The 19,493-nt window shown below is 45.9% G+C and carries 19 protein-coding genes; 11 read left to right on the top strand and 8 right to left on the bottom strand.

Features of this window, described 5'->3' with window-relative positions:
* Positions 1 to 149: 149 nt before the first annotated feature.
* Positions 150 to 2,318 (bottom strand): methyl-accepting chemotaxis protein, encoded by a 2,169-nt coding sequence (locus tag D791_RS05850; RefSeq protein WP_036508996.1) that lies wholly within the window; start codon positions 2,316 to 2,318, stop codon positions 150 to 152.
* 234 nt (positions 2,319 to 2,552) lie between these two features.
* Between D791_RS05850 and D791_RS05845 the strand changes: the two genes are divergently transcribed.
* Genes D791_RS05845 through D791_RS05830 form a run of 4 tightly spaced genes read left to right on the top strand, consistent with a single transcriptional unit; the run spans position 2,553 to position 7,522 of the window.
* The gene (locus D791_RS05845) at positions 2,553 to 3,998 is read left to right on the top strand and encodes a FecR family protein (protein ID WP_036508993.1); all 1,446 of its coding nucleotides are present in this window, start codon (positions 2,553 to 2,555) and stop codon (positions 3,996 to 3,998) included.
* 1 nt (position 3,999) lies between these two features.
* The gene (locus D791_RS05840) at positions 4,000 to 4,656 is read left to right on the top strand and encodes a tetratricopeptide repeat protein (RefSeq protein WP_036508990.1); all 657 of its coding nucleotides are present in this window, start codon (positions 4,000 to 4,002) and stop codon (positions 4,654 to 4,656) included.
* A 32-nt stretch (positions 4,657 to 4,688) separates the two neighbouring features.
* A complete protein-coding gene (locus D791_RS05835) occupies positions 4,689 to 5,366 on the top strand; it encodes a surface lipoprotein assembly modifier (RefSeq protein WP_036508986.1) in 678 nt (225 codons plus the stop codon).
* Positions 5,367 to 5,368: 2 nt separating this feature from the next.
* On the top strand, positions 5,369 to 7,522 hold the full coding sequence (locus D791_RS05830) for a CHASE2 domain-containing protein (protein ID WP_051514285.1): 2,154 nt from the start codon (positions 5,369 to 5,371) through the stop codon (positions 7,520 to 7,522).
* Positions 7,523 to 7,535: 13 nt separating this feature from the next.
* Here D791_RS05830 and D791_RS05825 read toward each other — a convergent pair whose 3' ends face one another.
* From D791_RS05825 to D791_RS05815, 3 genes are all read right to left on the bottom strand, one after another.
* Positions 7,536 to 8,210: a response regulator gene (locus D791_RS05825; RefSeq protein ID WP_036508984.1), complete on the bottom strand. Its 675-nt coding sequence runs from the start codon at positions 8,208 to 8,210 to the stop codon at positions 7,536 to 7,538.
* Positions 8,211 to 8,364: 154 nt separating this feature from the next.
* A complete protein-coding gene (locus tag D791_RS05820) occupies positions 8,365 to 8,724 on the bottom strand; it encodes a hypothetical protein (RefSeq protein ID WP_051514284.1) in 360 nt (119 codons plus the stop codon).
* A gap of 44 nt (positions 8,725 to 8,768) precedes the next feature.
* Positions 8,769 to 9,446 carry a DNA-binding protein gene (locus D791_RS05815; RefSeq protein WP_051514283.1) on the bottom strand — a complete coding sequence of 226 codons (678 nt, stop codon included), beginning with the start codon at positions 9,444 to 9,446 and terminating at the stop codon, positions 8,769 to 8,771.
* A gap of 142 nt (positions 9,447 to 9,588) precedes the next feature.
* Between D791_RS05815 and rimO the strand changes: the two genes are divergently transcribed.
* From rimO to D791_RS05795, 4 genes are all read left to right on the top strand, one after another.
* Positions 9,589 to 10,908 carry a 30S ribosomal protein S12 methylthiotransferase RimO gene (gene rimO / locus D791_RS05810; protein ID WP_036508980.1) on the top strand — a complete coding sequence of 440 codons (1,320 nt, stop codon included), beginning with the start codon at positions 9,589 to 9,591 and terminating at the stop codon, positions 10,906 to 10,908.
* Between the two features lie 68 nt (positions 10,909 to 10,976).
* The gene (locus D791_RS18830) at positions 10,977 to 11,621 is read left to right on the top strand and encodes an LON peptidase substrate-binding domain-containing protein (RefSeq protein WP_051514282.1); all 645 of its coding nucleotides are present in this window, start codon (positions 10,977 to 10,979) and stop codon (positions 11,619 to 11,621) included.
* A gap of 181 nt (positions 11,622 to 11,802) precedes the next feature.
* On the top strand, positions 11,803 to 12,885 hold the full coding sequence (locus tag D791_RS05800) for a methyl-accepting chemotaxis protein (RefSeq protein ID WP_036508978.1): 1,083 nt from the start codon (positions 11,803 to 11,805) through the stop codon (positions 12,883 to 12,885).
* A 17-nt stretch (positions 12,886 to 12,902) separates the two neighbouring features.
* Positions 12,903 to 13,742, top strand: coding sequence for an NAD-dependent protein deacetylase (locus D791_RS05795; RefSeq protein ID WP_036508971.1), 840 nt, complete (start codon positions 12,903 to 12,905; stop codon positions 13,740 to 13,742).
* A gap of 3 nt (positions 13,743 to 13,745) precedes the next feature.
* Here the strand turns inward: D791_RS05795 and folM are convergent, their stop codons facing one another.
* Genes folM through folX form a run of 3 tightly spaced genes read right to left on the bottom strand, consistent with a single transcriptional unit; the run spans position 13,746 to position 15,503 of the window.
* A complete protein-coding gene (gene folM, locus D791_RS05790) occupies positions 13,746 to 14,453 on the bottom strand; it encodes a dihydromonapterin reductase (RefSeq protein WP_036509173.1) in 708 nt (235 codons plus the stop codon).
* 17 nt (positions 14,454 to 14,470) lie between these two features.
* Entirely contained in the window at positions 14,471 to 15,109 is a 639-nt protein-coding gene (folE, locus tag D791_RS05785) for a GTP cyclohydrolase I FolE (protein WP_036508969.1), read from the bottom strand.
* Between the two features lie 28 nt (positions 15,110 to 15,137).
* Positions 15,138 to 15,503: a dihydroneopterin triphosphate 2'-epimerase gene (gene folX / locus D791_RS05780; RefSeq protein ID WP_193364993.1), complete on the bottom strand. Its 366-nt coding sequence runs from the start codon at positions 15,501 to 15,503 to the stop codon at positions 15,138 to 15,140.
* Between the two features lie 441 nt (positions 15,504 to 15,944).
* On the opposite strand from folX, the gene alaC reads away from it, so the two are divergent.
* Both alaC and D791_RS05770 read left to right on the top strand, forming a co-directional pair.
* The gene (gene alaC / locus D791_RS05775; protein ID WP_036508967.1) at positions 15,945 to 17,159 is read left to right on the top strand and encodes an alanine transaminase; all 1,215 of its coding nucleotides are present in this window, start codon (positions 15,945 to 15,947) and stop codon (positions 17,157 to 17,159) included.
* Positions 17,160 to 17,237: 78 nt separating this feature from the next.
* Positions 17,238 to 17,666 carry a PaaI family thioesterase gene (locus tag D791_RS05770; protein ID WP_036508965.1) on the top strand — a complete coding sequence of 143 codons (429 nt, stop codon included), beginning with the start codon at positions 17,238 to 17,240 and terminating at the stop codon, positions 17,664 to 17,666.
* Positions 17,667 to 17,675: 9 nt separating this feature from the next.
* Here D791_RS05770 and D791_RS05765 read toward each other — a convergent pair whose 3' ends face one another.
* Positions 17,676 to 18,827 (bottom strand): pyridoxal phosphate-dependent aminotransferase, encoded by a 1,152-nt coding sequence (locus tag D791_RS05765; protein WP_036508963.1) that lies wholly within the window; start codon positions 18,825 to 18,827, stop codon positions 17,676 to 17,678.
* 90 nt (positions 18,828 to 18,917) lie between these two features.
* Here D791_RS05765 and efpL point away from each other — a divergent pair, with 90 nt between their 5' ends.
* Entirely contained in the window at positions 18,918 to 19,484 is a 567-nt protein-coding gene (gene efpL / locus D791_RS05760) for an elongation factor P-like protein EfpL (RefSeq protein ID WP_036508961.1), read from the top strand.
* Positions 19,485 to 19,493: the final 9 nt, after the last annotated feature.

The raw sequence follows: 19,493 nt of genomic DNA, 5'->3' as shown, positions 1-19,493 counted from the left end.
GTCATCCGCTAAATCGATGTAATGGCTGCCTAAATCTATGCAGGCGCGTGCAACACGGTAATCTTGTCCTTGAAAAGGACCGCCTGTATGGATTACAAGATCAGGTGATAGTGCACTGAATAAACTGAAGCACGATTCACTCCCTGAGGTTAAATTGTAAAGCGCTTAACCAAGTCCTCTAAGGTACCTGCTGTGACGTTGAGACTTTCGCTGGCTCTCACATTATCCAAAACAGCTTCACTGGCGTGCTCTGATTGTTGGCGAACACTTTCGACTCCTGCCTCAATCGCTCCTAGTTGCTGGAGTTGGGAGCGAGTATGTTTTCCAATTTCTAAATTCAAGCGACTTATGGTTGCCACTTGTTTTATTACAGACTCAAGCGACTGAGCAACGGACTCCGTTGCTTGTGTGTTTTTTGCAACTTGTGCCAAGCCCTGGGTCATGGATTGCACACCCAAATCTGCACGCGCTTGAATTTGCTCAATCAGTTCGCGTATTTCAATCGTAGCATCGCTCGTCCGTTGCGCCAATTGCCTAACCTCATCGGCTACGACTGCAAATCCACGTCCATTTTCGCCTGCTCGCGCAGCTTCAATCGCGGCATTCAATGCAAGCAGATTGGTTTGCCCCGAAACATTTTGGATAACACTAATAACCTGTCCAATATCGTCACTCTGCTGTTTAAGCGACTGAATAACTTCATTCGATTGATTAACGGTTTCAGCAAGACTGGCCATTTCACGCTTGGCATTCTCAATGTCTTTCTGGCTATCTTGAATGAGTTGGTTGGCAGAGTGTGCCTGCTCCCCTGCTAACTCACCACGGCTAGCAACTTCGCGAACCATTTCAGCCAAAGCACCCGTTGAGTTGATAATCGCTTGCTCACCTTGTGCCTGCTGCTCAAGCGCATCGCGGGTTTTATTGGATGTATTCGTCATCATTTTTGCACTTTCGCTAATGCTCAGACCTGATTGCTTCATATCCAGAACATTTTGGCGCAAACTCTTAATCATCGCATTTACTGAAGCAATAACCGATTTTAACTCACCGATTGCACCTGCATCACTTACCTGAGACGTTAAGTCATTGTCTGTCACACGGCGAACGCCACTTACAAAGCTAGCCAAGGGTTTTACCAATAAGCGCTGTAATAACAGGCCAATGGTTAAACTAATAACAAGTGCAATAAAAATAAACGCCAGCAAAATCAGAGGAACCGTTTCGGCATTGCGTTGAGCTTGCATAGCACGGTTTTCAGCTTGCCCAATACGCTCGACTTGGTCAGATGCAATCGCACGTTGCATAGCTGCTAGAGATGCATCGATCTGACGTTCCACCTCGGGAATACTTCGTAAAGAAACAGATAATTGCTGAACAGATGAGGACAAATCACCGATCACTAACCGGTGACTTTCATTGGATTGATTAATCAACTTGAGCGCATGGTCCAATACGTCGGTTGAGTTGGCGCTGGTCTCAAGTTGTGTACGGGTTGCAGCCTGTGTTTGCTTCGCTAACTCATTCGCTTCAGCGGCTGTTCGATTAGCCAAGTCTAAACTACCTGTTTGAATGCGAACGGACAGGCTAATCAACCCTTCCAGAGCTGCAATAATTTCAGTTGCCAATATCTCTCTTTCAAACGAGTCATCTAAAGCTGCATAACGACGAACCTGATTTCGAAAAGGCCTTAACTCTCGTCGAACATCAACCAACAGATTACGCGTATCATCACTTTGATCAACATTAAACATTGCCGATGTCATCGTTGACGTTGCGCGATATACCTGTTGAAGACTTTCTTCAAGCGATGCTAACGCATCAGGCTCGCTTCGGCCCAGCTTATAAAAGTCGATGAGCGCTTGTAGCGACTGCTGGTTAATTTGCTGTGCGGCCGTAATCATGGTGTGCAAAGGACCCGACACCAGTTCCAGGTTGGTTGCTATATGCTCTGTAACTTCACTGATTTGAATTAAGCTTTCACTTTGCTGAGCTGATACTTGTCTTAACTGATTTAGCCCTGCATCGATCTCGCCACTCGCCTGCTCAGTTTCATCAAGGCGTGTCTGCAATCCTTGCAAAGCGGATACGGCTGTCTGCGCTCCTGCTAATTGTTTAACCTGTTGCTCCATTTGCGTGAGTGCTTGGGCCGATTGTGAAAGGCTGGCGGCCACGCTAGCGGTCTCTGATTGAAGATAGTTCAAATCATTGCTCAATGTATTGGCGCTAAAATAGGAAAAACCACCCGTCAGCAGTAAAACACCTAGCATCAATCCAAATAGAAGATTAATAATGAGACGAACACTTAACTTATGGGCCACAGCACAACAACCTTATGACAATACTTTAGATTAATATAACAGAAAGGTTCAAAATCACTTAATTATTAGTCGTTTTTTTCTGTTTTCTGTTGTTTGAAACACATAGGTGAAGTTTTTTTCTATTTCCTGCAAAAAAACAGCATTTTTTACTTTCGTTTTTACTGCAATACACATACTTTATAGAATGAAATTACGCATTGGTCGTGCTCACCCAAACAGTCAGGTATATTCGATATGTTTAAATTAGCATTCAAGGCTTGTATCTTTTACGCAATACTGAGCTTTATGACGTGTTACGCGGCGGTTGGTACGGTCAGCCTCCTTAGCGGAAGCGCCGTGATTCAACGAGATAACCTTTCCATCCAAGCCCAAACAGGCAGCCCTCTTGAAACAAAAGACATTTTTGTAACAGCTCAAAATGCGCGCGCTCAAATCGTACTGAATGATGGCACCGTTATCTCTGTAGGAGGGAATACAGAATTACAGATTGACGAGTTTACCGAGGTTGGCACTCCAAAAGTGTCAATGAATGTAGCTCAAGGAACGTTTAAAGCGATTACAGGACGCATCGCTCGGCAAAATCCAGAAAGCTTTCGACTGGGTACCCGCACAGCAACCGTCGGAATACGCGGAACAATTATTTCTGGAAAAGTAACGCCCGACTTTGAGCTGTTTGCAACCTTGCGGGGGCAAATTTTTGTGGTAGAAAGCATTACAGGTGCCAGCGTTGATGTCCCTTCAGGCCAGTACACCCGTGTCCTTGCTGGCTTTACACCCACTCCAGCCTCTGACTTAATTCCAGCGATTGGTGAGGAGCTCAATACCGATCCAACAACGCCGCCTCCCTCAGCCAACTTACTCACAGACACACAAACCTTGCCGGAAACGACTTCACTGGCCAGCCAAATACCAGCAACGGATAGCACTCTTTTAACCACAACGTCACTTGAAAGCCTGAATATATTCAGCGAGATACAATCCCCTCTCTCTTTTGAAGAACCTGCTAGCGTGAGCGATGTTTTAGATACTCAGGTCAGTCAAGATAACTTCGACGATACTCTGGCGACAGCCCCAACTGAACCCACAACACCTCCTATCAATCCACCTCCCGTTAATGTGAACCCCTTAAGTTGGTGGTATTCAGCCATTAATGCCGATTTTTTAGCTATGCCCTTCACACCGCCTGTGGGTGACCTTCCTGACGCTGCAGACAACTACTCCAAATGGGGGTTATGGGATGGAGGTGCTTGGGTAGCAGGTGTAGAACGCTTAAGTGCTGTCAATCACTTGAACTCACTTACCAATCAGATTTACACCTTCGAAGGTAAAGCTAAAGGCCATGTCTACTATGGATTTGTCGATGTCCCTCCTCATGCAATCCTAGAGAATACGCTTAATAAAACTGAACTGACGTTTAACTTTGGCACCAACGAGCATACTGGGTTTATGCGCTTCGAAACCAGCAATGGATTTGTCTGGGCTGTCTCACTAGAAGATGGAAATGTCACTAAGAACATTGCACACTTTAACTTCCTTTTGAAAGAGATAGAGCAAGATATTCAAGGAACCTTGTTAGGCAGCTTTTTTGGTCCCGAAGCTCAAAGTTTGGGCGGATTCTTTAATATGACGGATACTGTTAATGAAATACAAGCACTTGGTGTGATTAGGGCGGAAAAATAACATGAATAAGATACAGCTGATTTTGCCTTGTTTATTGCTTTCTTGCATCACAGGCCTTGCTCACTCTGACACTTTACCCTTGCAATCAAATGCCGTGCATTCGCAGGAAGCCATTAATGATTACTATGATGCTGTGAAAAAACTTGAGCAAGGGCAGTATCAAGAAGCCTATGAGCTGTTTGAAAAGCTATTTCTACAGATGCCCGACAGTCTCGCGATTAATGTTATGATGGCAAGAGCCGCCATGGCACAAGGCATGTATGATGAAGCATTAACAGCATTAGATAGAGCATTGATTTTAGATCCTAATAATGCACCAGCGCTGCTTGAAATGGCACGTTTATACTATGAGTTAAAACAATACTCACTGGCTGCCAGTGAAGTTGAAAAAGCTCTGAATCAGCCCCTGCCTGATACCGTCAGGACGCAAGCTCAAGACTTTTTAGCAGTTGTGAATACGCGTCAAAATCGCCACCATTTAGTGTCGACTCTAATGCTGGGTCTGCAATACGACGACAACGCGAATAACGATATTGGCAGCTCTACACACTTTCAACTGCCTGGTTTTGGTAACATTAGCCTCTCCGGCCAAAGTGAACAGGAGGACTTCGGATTCACTCAAGCCTTCGCTTTGATCATACCTATGATTTTGGACTAAGAGGTGGATGGTACTTAGACAATCAACTGGTATTGTTAAACCGCAACCACAAGAATATTCACAAAAACGATTTATTTTACATTTCAGCTTCCGTTGCCCCCACCCTTGCAACCAATGCATACAAATTTGGCATTCCCTTTTTTACAGAAAACATCTTGCTAAACTATGATCAATACTTAAATATCTCGGGCTCTGGATTCGAGTACCGTCGGGTGATCACGCCTCAGATTCAATTTCTTAGCTATTATCGAACAAGCCTTCTTAAATATGCCTCTCCTAGGCAAAATCGGGATGCTTGGTCTAACCAAGTGGGCGTCGAACTGCAAACCTTGTTCGGACCAAAATCAACGCGAGGCACCATTGGCGTTGATTTTGAGCATCGCGATCAACGTAACTCGCATCGCCATACGAGCGATCCAACTTCGTATGAAATGTGGACAGTACGAACAGAGCTGTCACACCCGCTGTCACAAGCTCTACGCGCGAGCCTAGGATTTACCTATCAAGAGACCGACTACAAACAACGTGATGTGCTCTTTGCCAATACCCGTTCCGATACACTCAAACGCCTTGACGCATCGTTACTCTACTCCTTAGACACGAACAGTGCGGTAAGTTTTGCCGTGTCTGAGCACAGGCGTCGATCAAATCAAAAGCCAAACAGCTACGATAAAACACTGGTGAGTATGAACTACCTCCTTAGGTTCTAAGTGTGCGACAAATAAAGCTACACATTGCTCTATCCTTCACGCTGCTCTGCATTTTCAGTGCATTGCAGCTGTATCCTCCGCAGATATTGAAGACGTTTGAACTCAAACTCAGTGATCAAATGCTCAGCATTCGCGGTCAACAACCTGTCGACCCTCGAATTGCGATTATCGACATAGATGAGCGCAGCTTACAAGAGATTGGACAATGGCCTTGGCCGCGCAACCGTGTCGCTGAACTGCTACTCAACTTGCGTGATAGCGGTGTCGCAATCATTGGCTTGGATATCGTCTTTGCCGAGCCTGATAATGCATCACCAAGGCGCATTCTTCAAAACCTCAATCTCCCTTTAGACATTGACGCATTACCGGATTACGACGAAATCTTTAATCAGGCCATTGTCGAAACACCGACCGTCCTGGGTTATGTGTTTGTGATGGAGAATGATCAACTGCACAGCGAGCATAGGCCAGACACTCATGCCATTATCCTTGAAAGCAACAAACCGCCTCAGTCCTTAGTTTTGAACCCTCACAGACCCATTCTGAGCCTACCACAAACCCATATTGATGGATTGTTTAGCGGGTATATCAACACATTGCCAGATATTGATGGAACCATCCGACACCTACCTTTGATTATGGAATATGACGGCAATCTTTACCCCTCTTTAGCAATGGAAATAGCGAGACTGGGGATGGGGGCACAACGTATACAACTGAGATATCACCATCAGTTTGTTGAAACCCTTTTGCTAGACTCACTCGAAATACCGACCGATATCTATGGGCGCTTGGCCGTCAATTTCCGAGGCCCGTCCTTCCAATACCCCTATATTTCGGCAGTAGATGTGTTGACCCGGCCAGAAACACTCTCGCTTGAAGGAAGCGTTGTGCTGGTCGGTACATCGGCCGCCGGATTATTGGATTTAAGAAGCACGCCTCTGGATTCGGTCTATCCAGGCGTAGAAGTCCACGCCACAGTGATCGACAATATTCTGAACCAAGACTTTATTAGCAAGCCTAGCTGGGCTTTAGGCGTCGACTTCGTTACTTTGTGTATTATCGCAACGGCTGGTGCATTGATTTTAAGCGTATCAAGCACCCTGATCTCCGCTTGTTTGGCGCTGAGCAGCTTAATGTGTCTGCTCGTTTCTCACTATTACTTGCTCAGTCAACAAGGGTTACTGTTCACAACGCTAACACCATCCTTGTTGCTGATCAGTCATTTTGTATTAGGCACGTTGCTGAATCATCATCAAGATCAAAAGCAAAAAAACTTTATCCGCCAACGTTTCGAACGCAAGGTATCTAAGGATATTGTAAATGAACTTTTGACCCACCCCAATTTGATGCTAGAGGGTTCAGAGCGCTACATTACGATCTTTTTTAGCGATATTCGCGGGTTTACACAGTTGTCCGAATCGATTGGCTCGGCTCGACAGTTGGTCACCCTTCTCAATCGCTATATGAGCTGCATGATCGATAGGATTACCCACAAAAATGGAACCATTGATAAGCTGATAGGTGATGCCATTATGGCTTACTGGAATGCGCCAATGGACGATGCTTTACATGCGGATCATGCCTTAAGCTCTGCCATCGAACAAATTGAAGCGCTGCAGCAGCTAAACGCTGACTTTATTAAAGAGGGATTGCCTATGCTGAGCATCGGGATTGGCCTCAACACCGGCATGGCCATTGTAGGGGAAATGGGGTCCGAAGATCGTTCAGATTACACCTGCATCGGCGATGAGGTCAACCTAGCCTCAAGGACAGAGGGGTTATGCAAATACTTTCAGAGTCAGTTGATTCTCACCGAATCAACATATGGAGAGTTACAGCAGAGAGACCTATATCACTTCCGCCCCTTGGGGCTGTTAAATGTAAAAGGTAAAAGCCATCCCGTGCGATTTTACGAGTGTTTGGGTTTAAGATCCCAACCTTGGTGCAACTACTCTGAAAATGAAGATGCTCAGTTGAACAAGGCGCTTGAGGCATTTCAAGCTGGCCACTTCCAACAGGCTCTAACACTCTTCAGGCGTCTTGATGAGTGCTTTTCACAGCATCTCTACCAGCTGTACGTTCAGCATTGCCTAGATGCCATTCGGAACCCGCCAACTGACTTTAATGGCACGCTCACCATGACTGAAAAATAAGCAGTCATGCAATTTAGGTCTCAATTAGCCCTTGGCGTACAGCAAGGCGCACAATATCTGCATTATTCTTCAACTCTAATTTGCGTAAAATATTGGCACGGTGCGCATGTACGGTTTTAGGGCTTAAATGCATGACGTCCGCTATTTTTGCAATAGGATGGCTTTCGGCCAACATACTAAAGACCTCAAGCTCTCGTTGGCTTAAACGCATTAATGAGTTGGTACTTTCGTCGCCAGTATTCAACTCGGCTTTAATGGCTGCCGATAAATAGCGCTGCCCAGCATAAACGCTACGCACAGCCTCAATTAATTCATTCGGAGCACAATGTTTGGTGAGATAGCCTAAGGCACCCGCCGAGAAGGCTTGAGAGGGGTATGGGTCGCCACTCAGAGCTGTTAATACAAGAATTTTGGCCTTTTCATCATGTTGAATAATTTTACGAATGGTCTCAATACCACAGGTCGATGAAACTTCATCCGCGTCTTTTTTTTGCGGGATGGATAAATCCATAACAACGACGTCAGGCTGAACCTTTGCATAAATTGCAACCGCACAAAAACTTGACTCTGCTTCTGCTATGACTTTTACAGAAGGGTCTCTTTGAAGTATTTGCTGGTAACCTGCTCGGATGATGGAGTGATCATCAACAAGAAGGAGCTTGATAGTTGAGCTCAGACATTTCTCCATACAAAATGTATCAATCAGATGTTTAATTTATTGGGCAAATATATCATGCCTAGGTGCCAGTGTGTAGAGAGCTAATTCATTTCACTTAAGCTTTCAGCACCACAATAGACCCCTTGTGTATCAAGATCGAGCGCAAAGGGAGATACACCCTGCCTTAAATCCAAGTGAGCTGCTGCGCCACTAATTCATCACTAAAGCCAATTAACTGAATGCCTTCTTTTTTACAGTGCGCCAATACTTTTTCCAACGCACTAATGACTGCAAGCTGTCGATCATTAAACTGCTCGTTTCGCTTTTGCTCTGTTCGAAGCTTGCTGGACACTTGCTTAATGACATATCCAGACGTATCTAACAATTGCACTGTGACCCCCGTCACCTTTTCAGCAACGAGTGCTGTTTTGGCCGTCTGAAAAATATACTCATCATCACAGACAAACACATCGCCTTTGCAAGCCTCTCTAAAAAGAGACCTCACCTTCATGACCGAGCTATCAGCGCTTATAAATTTATCCATATTTTTCAATCACTAAAAATTGTAATTTAATTTAAAATATCAAACTATAACTCCGACCCTTTTGAGAGCACTTGACGCAACTTCGCATTTTCATTGGTCAGCTTTTCGTTGAGCCTTTTAAGGCGTTCAATTTCCTCTTCCTGAATTTTAATTCTAACCCTGGCATCAATCACTTCATCCATTTGATTCTCTGCAGCCAAATGAAATTGATGCTCGTGTTTGCGCTGCTGGGCTTGCTGCTCCAAATCCATCGTTAATCGAAAGACGCGCTCCTCTAGCTTGAAACGCTGTTCTTCTGCCGACTGTTTTTCCTCGGTCATTCGAGCAAAGCGCTCAAGCAGCTGACCATACTGCTGCTGAAGGTCGGATAAGGCCTTGCTGCTGCCTTGAACAGTTTGACTCAATGAGGACTCAAGATCAGCCTGCTTTTGCAATAAGGCCAACTGACGCTCTTTGAATGCCTGCTCTGCGTAGGCGAGTGCACGATCCCAGGCTTGGCTTGCCAATCGAACCACAGGTTCAGGCAAATCTGGATGAGCCTGTTGTCGAGTGATTCGTTGGCTAAGCGTTTGCCACCAGTCGTTTAGTGCGCTGTTAATGGTCGTCAGACTGCCGCTGCCGATGAGATCCCGAACATTTTGTTGCGTGGGTCTGACCCCTTGCGCCAAAAGCTCATCTGCCGTTTGAAATACTTTTTCGCGCGTACTACTTTGCTTCTTCATATTTAAAATACACAATACGTATTGAATGATATGTATCAAAATAAAATAATACCATGATTTAAGACTTCTGCTAGACGCTCTATCGCCTGTTACGCGTGATTTCGGTAAAATTTACTTTTATTCTTTTGAGGGTTTTTACGCAATGAACGCACCTAAGGTCGGTTTTGTCAGTCTTGGCTGCCCTAAAGCTTTGGTTGATTCTGAACGAATCCTGACTCAGCTTCGCACAGAGGGTTATGAAATTTCTTCCTCCTACGACAATGCCGATGTTGTCGTCGTCAACACATGTGGCTTTATCGATTCTGCCAAAGCAGAGTCGCTTGATGCCATTGGTGAAGCAATTAAAGAAAATGGGCGCGTTATTGTAACGGGCTGCTTAGGTGTGAATGCAGATGAAATTCGCGAACTACACCCTCAAGTATTGACTGTAACAGGCCCTCAAGCCTATGAAGCGGTTGTTGGCGCAGTGCATGAGCACGCCCCGTATCAAGCAACGCATGATCCATTTATCAACTTGGTTCCACCTCAAGGCATTAAACTCACCCCACGACACTATGCCTACGTGAAAATTAGTGAAGGCTGCAATCATCGCTGTACCTTCTGTATTATTCCATCCCTTCGCGGAGACCTAGTGTCACGCAAGGCCGATGAAGTGATGAATGAAGCAGAGCGATTGGTGACGGCAGGCGTTAAAGAACTGTTAATTGTGTCACAAGACACCAGTGCCTACGGTGTGGATCTTAAGTACCCATTAGGCTTCTGGAAAGGCCGCCCTGTAAAAACGCGCTTGCTCGAACTGGCCGAGGCGCTCGGAGAGCTAGGTGTTTGGGTGAGACTCCATTATGTCTACCCCTACCCTTCAGTCGACAAAGTCATCCCCTTAATGGCACAAGGCAAAATATTGCCGTATTTAGACATTCCGTTTCAGCACGCAAGCCCACGCGTTTTGAAGGCAATGAAACGTCCTGCTCATGCCGAAAACACACTAGAACGCATTCGCGCCTGGAAAGAGATCTGCCCAGAACTGGTTATCCGTAGTACATTTATCGTTGGCTTCCCCGGCGAGACCGAAGAAGACTTCCAGATTTTGCTCGACTTCTTGGAAGAAGCTCAGCTTGATCGTGTTGGATGCTTCCAATACTCGCCTGTTGATGGCGCGACGGCGAACGAAATAGCAGACCCTGTGCCTGATGAGATCAAACAAGAGCGTTGGGATCGTTTTATGGCGGTTCAAGCCAAGATCAGTGCCGCCAAGCTTCAAGCAAAGATTGGTAGCGTAATTGATGTCATCATCGATGAAGTGGTTGAAGAAGGCGCTGTCGGTCGCAGCAAAGCCGATGCTCCAGAAATCGATGGCCAGGTATTCATTGATAACGCAACGCACTTACAACCTGGAATGATTGTAAAAGCAAAAGTTGTCGATGCTGACGAATATGATCTATGGGCTGACCTCGTTGATTAAGCCTTGAAAATAGGCACTCCAGCCCCCATAAACAGTTTGAAATGAGTTAAGTTTAAGAGAATAGACGTATGCATACTTTATTTAAAACGCCTTTCAATGAGCTTCCAGAGCAAATCCCGCTCTTTCCGCTTAACAATGTCGTTTTGATGCCAGGGGCTCGCCTTCCTCTCAATTTGTTTGAGCCGCGCTACCTAGCCATGCTTGAATACTCAATGAAAACATCAAGGTTAATCGGCATGGTGCAGCCGGATGAAGAGACCGGAGAGTTAGCGCGAGTCGGCGGTGTAGGTCGTGTTCAGTTCTTTAATGAAACCTCTGAAGGCCGTATCGAAATTGTGCTAACGGGTCTGTGTCGATTCGATTTAATCGGGTCGACTTTGACTGACGAAGGCTTTCTTCTTGGTCAAGTCGACTGGCAACGCTTTAGCAAGGACTATGACGCTGTGCTCAACCTGAACCCCAGTCGTGAGCAAGCGTTTCTTGAGCACCTTGAAAACTACGCGTCAGCCAAAAACTTATTTTTGGATCGCCGCTCTCTCGCCCATTTAAACGGCTTAGAAATGCTGAATGGCTTAATCACCGTCATGCCTTTCCCTGCCCGTGATAAACAAATTCTACTTGAGATAGAGCAGCCTGATGATCGCTTTGATTGGCTAGAAACCTATCTCGCGATGTCAGATAGCTCACCCACTAAAGAGCATTCCCGACATTAGTTCGCAGAAAGTGACGTTAATATGACATTTTTTTGCTGAGGCTCAATAGACGTTCACTTAGCTCTGTATATAATGAACTCAAATCGGTGGCATTGTTTTAAAGGCACTCTTAATTCGTTGAAATATGAGTGTTCAAAAAAATCATGACCACTCATCTTCTGTCATTAAGGTGCTAACGTGTATGTGGTTTAATAAGAATAACGCGGTTATTGAGCAACTCCAAAATCAACTTGTATCCGAACGTGAAATGCACTTGCATGAGATTAACGAACTTAAGGAACTGCTCAGCCAAAAAGACGCCACCCTGCAGTCAATACGCAGTCTAAGCGACAACACCGCTCATGTCATTGCATGCCAACTCCAAGGTGGCAGCATGTTAGAAACCATTCGCCAAGGCTTAGCCAGCACAGCTGAACAATTGGTCGAAGAGCGCAAGTCTTTAAAACATTTAGACAATGTCTTTGATCAAACACGCGTGGCCCTTTCCACACTGAGCCAACGTGCAAACAATATCAATACCTACGCATCCAAAAGCATGGATGCGGCCATTGTTTTGGATAAAACAGCCAATTCCATTAATCACTTTGTCTCAAGCATAAAAGAGATTTCTGACCAAACGAATCTCCTTGCGTTAAACGCAGCCATTGAAGCAGCGCGTGCGGGTGAAGCAGGTCGAGGGTTTGCGGTTGTTGCAGATGAAGTGCGTCAACTTGCTGTGAAAGCAGGCGATGCCAGTGGCCAGATTGAAGCACTTGTTAGACTGGTTTTGCAGCAAGCCGATGAAATAAAAAAATTAGTTGAACAGAACCAACTGAGTGCAACGGATGTATCTGCCTCCTCTACCCAGATTGACGGTGTTGTTGATGAAGTGCTTGCGCGCTCAGAGCATATGCAAAAAATCATCAGTAACGCTACAACTGCAGCCTTCTTAAATACCGTTAAGCTGGATCACGCGGTTTGGAAAAATCAAATTTATCAACATGTTGAAGCGGAAGCCTTTACTCAACCGGTCAACGCGCACACTGAGTGCCGCCTAGGTAAATGGTACTTTGAAGGCTATGGAGCACGTAAATATGGGCATCTTTCGAGCTTTAAAGACCTCGACAGCCCTCATAAAGTTGTTCACCAGTCTGGTCGCTTGGCTCTGGAGGCAGGAAAAAAACAGGACGCAGCCGCGATGGTCAAACACCTAAAAACAATGGAGTCTGCAAGTCAAAACGTGGTCGGCTGTATTGATCGCCTCATGCAGGATGTGCAAAAGTAAAGCACTGAAAAGACACTATGCAAACGATATCGAATCACCAGAATGCGGCATTGGCATTGGCTGAGTTTATTCAACAGCATCCTTCTCTCTTTATTTTGACGGGTGCTGGCGTCAGCACAGACTCTGGCATTCCTGATTATCGTGATGAAAAGGGAAACTGGAAGCGAAAGCAGCCCGTTCAGCATCAAGACTTCATGAACAGCCATGCAACGCGACAGCGTTATTGGGGGCGAAGTCTCATCGGATGGCCCATCATTCGTGACGCCCAACCAAATGCCTGTCATCAGGCGCTGGCGCGTCTTGAACGATTAATACACGTACCGTTAATGGTCACACAAAACGTTGATCGACTGCATCAAGCCGCAGGCAGCCAAAAGGTGATTGATTTGCATGGACGTTCCGATCGTGCGATTTGCATGAATTGTGGCTTTCAATGTCCGCGTGACGAGATACATCATCGCTCGGCCCTTCTCAACCCTCATTTCTTGCATTTCATAGCTACGGCAGCACCTGATGGCGATGCCGACCTTGAAGTCGATTTTTCTAACTTTGATGTTCCAGACTGCCCAACATGCGGAGGAATTTTAAAACCGGACGTTGTGTTTTTTGGTGACAACGTCCCTAAACAGCACGTTGAAACGGCACTATCGGCACTTGACGTCAGCGATGCGATGCTGGTGGTTGGCTCATCATTGATGGTCTATTCAGGTTATCGCTTTTGCAAACGCGCACAGGAATGGAATAAGCCAATTGCCAGCCTGACCTTAGGAAAAACACGAGCAGATGATATCACTCATTTAAAATTGAGTGCTAGAATTGATCAGACACTGATGACCACTCTAGCACTTATGGAATGATGATTACTTGATGTGACGCCCGCCATCTAAGGGCAGCGTCCTGCCTGTGACATAGCCACTTGCTAGCAAATACTCAACAGCCTGAATGAACTCCTCCGCACCACCTTCCCTTTGCATGATGGATTTTGCTCGAGCTTTTGCTTTGTACTGATCGTCATCCGCCTCATTAAAAAGCATCAGTGCTGGTGCAATTGCGTTCACTTTAACCTTGGGCGCGAGCAACTGTGCAAAGGATAAGGTCATGTTGGCCAAGGCCGCCTTACTGGCCGCATAGGCGATATGCTTCTGACTACCTTTTTCTGCAACGTAATCGGTGATATGAATAATATCAGCGATCCCATCAGAGGCTTGCAACAACGCGCCAAGTTCAAGGTTCATGACATAGGGCACATTCACGTGGACCTGCATCATATACTCGATGGTTTCAAAATGCTGGTGCGTCTCCGACTCAGGCAACCAGTCAGAGGCATTGTGAATCAGCGCATCTAATTTGACGTATTTTCTCTTAAACGCTTTAATAAAATCAGACACATCCAACTGACTCTTAAAGTCAATTTTATAGGTTTCCATACCTAAATCGCGCAAGGCTTCAATAACGGGCGTTTCTGTGCGATAGGTACCAATGACCCGATGGCCTTGCTCAAGAAGACGGGTTGACAGGGCAAGCCCTAGTCGACGCCCGACCCCAGTGATCAAAATAACCTTACTCAATTCACACGCCCCCTGCATTAGCGCAAAAACTCAGCGCGTGTATGGAGATTGGTTTTAAAAATGCCCCCCAATGCGGTGGTTGAGGTGCTGGAGTTCACGTCCTGAACACCACGAGACTTGACGCAGTAATGGGTTGCCTTGATCGACACGGCAACGTTGTCTGTTTCGAGTAATGCTTGGAGTGCAACCAGCAGCTGCTGGGTTAGGCGCTCCTGCACCTGAGGACGCTGAGCAAAAAACCGTACGATCCGATTGATTTTCGACAATCCAATGATTTTGGTAGCAGGCAAGTAAGCCACCGTTGCCGTGCCATCAATCGTAATAAAATGATGTTCACAGGTACTGGTCAAGCTAATGTCTGACACCCGAACCATTTCATCAAGCTTCATTTTATTGTCAATGACCGTTATTTTAGGAAAGTTTTGATAATCCAATCCCGAAAAAATCTCTTGCACATACATTTTTGCAATGCGATGGGGTGTTTCGGCCAAACTATCATCGCTTAAATCTAAACCTAATGTCGCAACAACCTCGGTCATCAGGCCCTTAAGACGCTCATATTTTTGCTCGGGTGACATGCCCGTATCCAACATAGGGGTTTCCAACCCTCTGTCGAACAGCGCTTTTTGCACTAAAGCCGCTTCTTTTGAAATCATAATTGACCTCTCTCCTGATCTAAACCGTTCAGGATTTGTGATATTGAAGGGTTAATGAAACGGAATCTGCAAATCTCAAGGCATGAGGTTTATCAACCGTCACCTGTGCATGAGTCACGCACGCAGGCTCTGCACAAATCTGTAAGACATCTGCAACTAACTTTTCCAATAACAAGAACTGCCCCTCTTCAACATGCTGAATAACCTTTTTGGTGATCTGTTTGTAATCCAGTGCAGCAGACACATTATCCGACAAGCAATCTCGACTGGTTGGATAGTGGATTTCAGCGTTGATCACAACGTCCTGTTTTTTTTCACGCTCATCTGGATTAAATCCAATATAGGTCCGCAGACGCAGGTTAGTGATCTTGATGATCGCATTACTGATAGTCATAATGAATCTCCGTGTTTTTTCACTAGTACGCAGTCTGCCACGAAAGTAGACCATTTTACTCGGATATTTTTTAACATCCCAGTCATAATTCATTTCTTTCCTAAAAAAGAAGGTCAAACATTATACGCTCTTTTTCATCAAAGACTGTATTTATGTTATTTATAATCATTATTAAATACTTTTATCGTGCACAAATGACGCTTTTAAGTGTATTTTGCTGCGACGCGCCCGCTTGAACACATATAAAAATATGTGTCTTAAGCTCTCGACAAGCGAAAGGGTTTTGTCTATCGTTGAATTCGAGTTCACTAGCCGCCCGTCGCACTTGGCCGATCAAGCAGATCAACGTCAAATCCAACCGCAGCTAGTGCTCAGACGGCTGAAGCATCAGCCAGCGTCGCTCGGACGGTTCCGGGCGCTTACGTATATAGAGAGACTCACATGTCAAAACCACGTCGTTTTGAGCGCATCGAGCGCTTACCCCCCTATGTATTTAATATTACAGCAGAGCTCAAGATGGCTGCGCGCCGTCGTGGCGAAGATATTATTGATCTGAGCATGGGTAACCCTGATGGGGCCACACCAGCGCACATCGTAGACAAACTCTGTGAAGTGGCACAACGTCCTGATACCCACGGCTATTCGACTTCTCGCGGCATCCCGCGCTTACGTCGCGCCATTAGCCACTGGTACCAAGAACGCTACCAGGTGGATATTGACCCTGAGCACGAAGCCATTGTCACCATTGGCTCCAAAGAAGGGCTAGCTCACTTGATGCTTGCCACGCTTGATCGTGGAGATGGTGTACTTGTACCCAATCCAAGCTACCCTATTCATATCTATGGGGCCGTCATTGCCGGTGCTCAAGTTCGTTCCGTGCCATTGATCCCTGGAATGGACTTTTTTGAAGAGCTGCAACGCGCCATCAAAGAAAGTATTCCTAAACCCAAAATGATGATTTTAGGGTTTCCATCGAATCCCACGGCTCAATGCGTTGAATTGGACTTTTTTGAACGTGTGATTGCCCTAGCCAAAGAGCATGATATTTTAGTCGTGCATGACCTCGCCTATGCCGACATTGTTTACGATGGCTGGAAAGCGCCCTCGATTATGCAAGTGCCGGGGGCTAAAGAGGTTGCAGTCGAGTTTTTTACATTATCAAAAAGCTACAACATGGCTGGTTGGCGCATTGGTTTTATGGTGGGAAACCCCGAATTGGTGAGCGCACTTGCCCGCATTAAGAGCTACCACGACTACGGCACCTTTACGCCCCTTCAGGTTGCGGCCATCGCTGCCCTTGAAGGCGACCAACAGTGTGCAAAAGACATTACAGCCAGTTATCAAAAACGGCGCGATGTGTTGGTGAAAGGCTTACATGAAATCGGTTGGATGGTTGAGAAACCCAAAGCATCAATGTACATCTGGGCGAAGATTCCTGAACCTTATGCTGAATTAGGTTCACTGGAGTTCTCCAAAAAACTCTTGGCAGAAGCAAAGGTGTGTGTGTCGCCGGGTGTTGGCTTTGGTGATTATGGCGATGATCATGTGCGTTTTGCATTGATTGAAAATCAAGACCGTATTCGCCAAGCCTTACGTGGCATAAAAGCTATGTTCCGTGCGGATGGTTTGCTACCCTCTAGTAAATCGTCAAGCTAAAGGCCATAGGTTCGAACAGGACTGACGCTGTTGATCTTTTCGAACCTATTCTGTCAACCCTTCATACACGATAAGACTATGACTCAACAAACACTTTTAATGAATCAAGACGATATGACTGCTTTCTTGCAGGATGTCTATCCACAATTTAATGGCGAAGTTGCTGAAATCACCGAAGACTATGCCCTGTTACGTTTACCCATCGATAACACGCATGTACGCCCAGGTAATACGGTTTCGGGCCCCACGATGATGGCACTGGCCGATGTCGCGCTGTATGTGGTGATTCTATCTAGAATTGGGCCAGAAGCCCTAACCGTGACCACAGATTTCACCTGTCACTTTTTAAACAAACCCAGTGCAAACGCTGCGCTCATGGCAAAAGCCACCATCCTAAAATTAGGCAAGCGCTTGGTCATTGGCGAGGTAGAGCTTTACAGTGAGGGAGAGGAAGAGTCCATGGTGGCACATGTTGTCAGCACCTACTCTATTCCTCCCCGTAAATAAACGTCTTTCTTATGCCTTGATCAGCCGCTCCAGCGCTTGATCAAGTGTCTCGTCCCGCTTCGCAAAACAAAAGCGCACCCATCGTAACTCTGGAGGCGCTTTTTGATAAAACACCGACAAGGGGATCGCAGCGACCCCCACCTCTTTAACCAACCAATGCACAAACTCAACATCATTGATATCAGAGATATTTGAGTAGTCCATCAGCTGAAAATACGTCCCTTGCGAGGGCGTAAATTGGAATCGACTGTCCTGCATGGCCGTATTAAAGCGATCTCGCTTGGCTTGATAAAACTCACCTAAGGCTTGATCGTGATCCTTATCTAGGTTTAGGTAATCCGCCAAGGCATACTGCATGGGTGTACTGGTGCTAAAAGTGAGGAACTGATGGACCTTACGAAACTCAACCGACAAAGCCGCCGGTGCAACGCAATAGCCAATTTTCCAACCTGTAATATGGTAGGTTTTGCCAAACGAAGACACAATAAAACTGCGCTCAGCCAATGCCTCATAACGATGCAAACTTAAGTGATGACGCCCATCAAACAGGATATGCTCATACACCTCATCGGCCAATATCAAGATATCCGTGTTTTCAACCAGAGCCTCCAAGGCCGCAACATCTTCGACAGATAACGTCGCTCCGCTTGGATTATGAGGTGAGTTAAGAATAATCATACGCGTGCTCGCGGTGATCGCTTCACGCACTGCGTCCCAATTGATTGAAAAATCATATGAGTCCAGTTGAATGTGTTTTGCTACGCCGCCGTTAAGCAGGATCGCAGGCTCATAACTGTCATAGGCAGGATCGAAAACGATGACCTCATCACCCGGCCTAACGGTCGCTGCAATTGCTGCAAAGATGGCTTCTGTTGCACCTGAAGTGACTGTTACTTCAGCTTGAGGGCACACCTTGCGTCCATAGCAACGCTGTATCTTATCGGCAATGGCCAAACGCAAAGGCTCCACCCCTGTCATGGGCGCATATTGATTCATGCCTTTTTTAATGTATTCCCCGACACGATCAAGGAGCACCTGTGGCCCCTCAAAATCAGGAAATCCTTGCGATAAATTAATGGCCTGATGGTCTGATGCAAGTTGCGACATTTGGGTAAAAATTGTTGTACCTACCTGAGGTAAACGCGATGCAGGGTAACGCATGAAATACTCCATTGCGGGAACACATTTAACTCGAATGATACCTTGCGCTCAGATAAAATGCTCGTTTGGATTGTATCTGAGACCTAAACTATGCCTAAAGCTGTTGAACTAAAACGCGGACACGTGATTGAAATTAACTCTAACCTTTACATTGTCCAAAACGTCGATGTTAAAAGCCCATCTGCCCGTGGAGCAGCCACACTGTATAAAGTCCGCTTTGCACAGGTCCCTAGCGGACGTAAGCACGAAGAAACCTATGTGGGTGATGATATTGTCAAGGATGTTCAGCTTGAACGTCGCAAAGTGTCTTTTTTGTACAAAGAAGATGATCTCTACACCTTTATGGATCTTGAAGACTACAGCCAATACACCATTAACAGCAACATCATTGCACATCAGATTGACTATTTAACCGATGGCATGGAAGGGTTAATGGCCCTGTTAGTCGATGGCAATATGATTGCTCTGGATATGCCAGTTACAGTGGTGATGGAAATTGTTGAAACTGTACCCGGCATGAAATCAGCTAGCGCAACAGGGCGCACCAAGCCTGCTATTTTGGCAACCGGCTTAGAAATTCAAGTCCCGGAATATATAGAACCCGGCGAAAAAGTGAAAGTTAACACCGAAACCGGCAAGTTCCTGTCACGCGCTTAAATCCTATCT

The sequence above is a fragment of the Nitrincola nitratireducens genome (assembly GCF_000585235.1).
Lineage (GTDB): Bacteria > Pseudomonadota > Gammaproteobacteria > Pseudomonadales > Balneatricaceae > Nitrincola > Nitrincola alkalisediminis.
This window is presented reverse-complemented; position numbering and strand designations above follow the sequence as displayed.

What these genes read in the sequence shown, in the direction of transcription:
- D791_RS05845 (WP_036508993.1), top strand. Translation starts at nt 2,553, where the DNA reads ATGTTTAAATTAGCATTCAAGGCTTGTATCTTTTACGCAATACTGAGC.
- D791_RS05840 (WP_036508990.1), top strand. Translation starts at nt 4,000, where the DNA reads ATGAATAAGATACAGCTGATTTTGCCTTGTTTATTGCTTTCTTGCATC.
- D791_RS05825 (WP_036508984.1), bottom strand. Translation starts at nt 8,210, where the DNA reads ATGGAGAAATGTCTGAGCTCAACTATCAAGCTCCTTCTTGTTGATGAT.
- D791_RS05820 (WP_051514284.1), bottom strand. Translation starts at nt 8,724, where the DNA reads ATGGATAAATTTATAAGCGCTGATAGCTCGGTCATGAAGGTGAGGTCT.
- D791_RS05815 (WP_051514283.1), bottom strand. Translation starts at nt 9,446, where the DNA reads ATGAAGAAGCAAAGTAGTACGCGCGAAAAAGTATTTCAAACGGCAGAT.
- rimO (WP_036508980.1), top strand. Translation starts at nt 9,589, where the DNA reads ATGAACGCACCTAAGGTCGGTTTTGTCAGTCTTGGCTGCCCTAAAGCT.
- D791_RS18830 (WP_051514282.1), top strand. Translation starts at nt 10,977, where the DNA reads ATGCATACTTTATTTAAAACGCCTTTCAATGAGCTTCCAGAGCAAATC.
- D791_RS05800 (WP_036508978.1), top strand. Translation starts at nt 11,803, where the DNA reads ATGTGGTTTAATAAGAATAACGCGGTTATTGAGCAACTCCAAAATCAA.
- D791_RS05795 (WP_036508971.1), top strand. Translation starts at nt 12,903, where the DNA reads ATGCAAACGATATCGAATCACCAGAATGCGGCATTGGCATTGGCTGAG.
- folE (WP_036508969.1), bottom strand. Translation starts at nt 15,109, where the DNA reads ATGATTTCAAAAGAAGCGGCTTTAGTGCAAAAAGCGCTGTTCGACAGA.
- folX (WP_193364993.1), bottom strand. Translation starts at nt 15,503, where the DNA reads ATGACTATCAGTAATGCGATCATCAAGATCACTAACCTGCGTCTGCGG.
- alaC (WP_036508967.1), top strand. Translation starts at nt 15,945, where the DNA reads ATGTCAAAACCACGTCGTTTTGAGCGCATCGAGCGCTTACCCCCCTAT.
- D791_RS05770 (WP_036508965.1), top strand. Translation starts at nt 17,238, where the DNA reads ATGACTCAACAAACACTTTTAATGAATCAAGACGATATGACTGCTTTC.
- D791_RS05765 (WP_036508963.1), bottom strand. Translation starts at nt 18,827, where the DNA reads ATGCGTTACCCTGCATCGCGTTTACCTCAGGTAGGTACAACAATTTTT.
- efpL (WP_036508961.1), top strand. Translation starts at nt 18,918, where the DNA reads ATGCCTAAAGCTGTTGAACTAAAACGCGGACACGTGATTGAAATTAAC.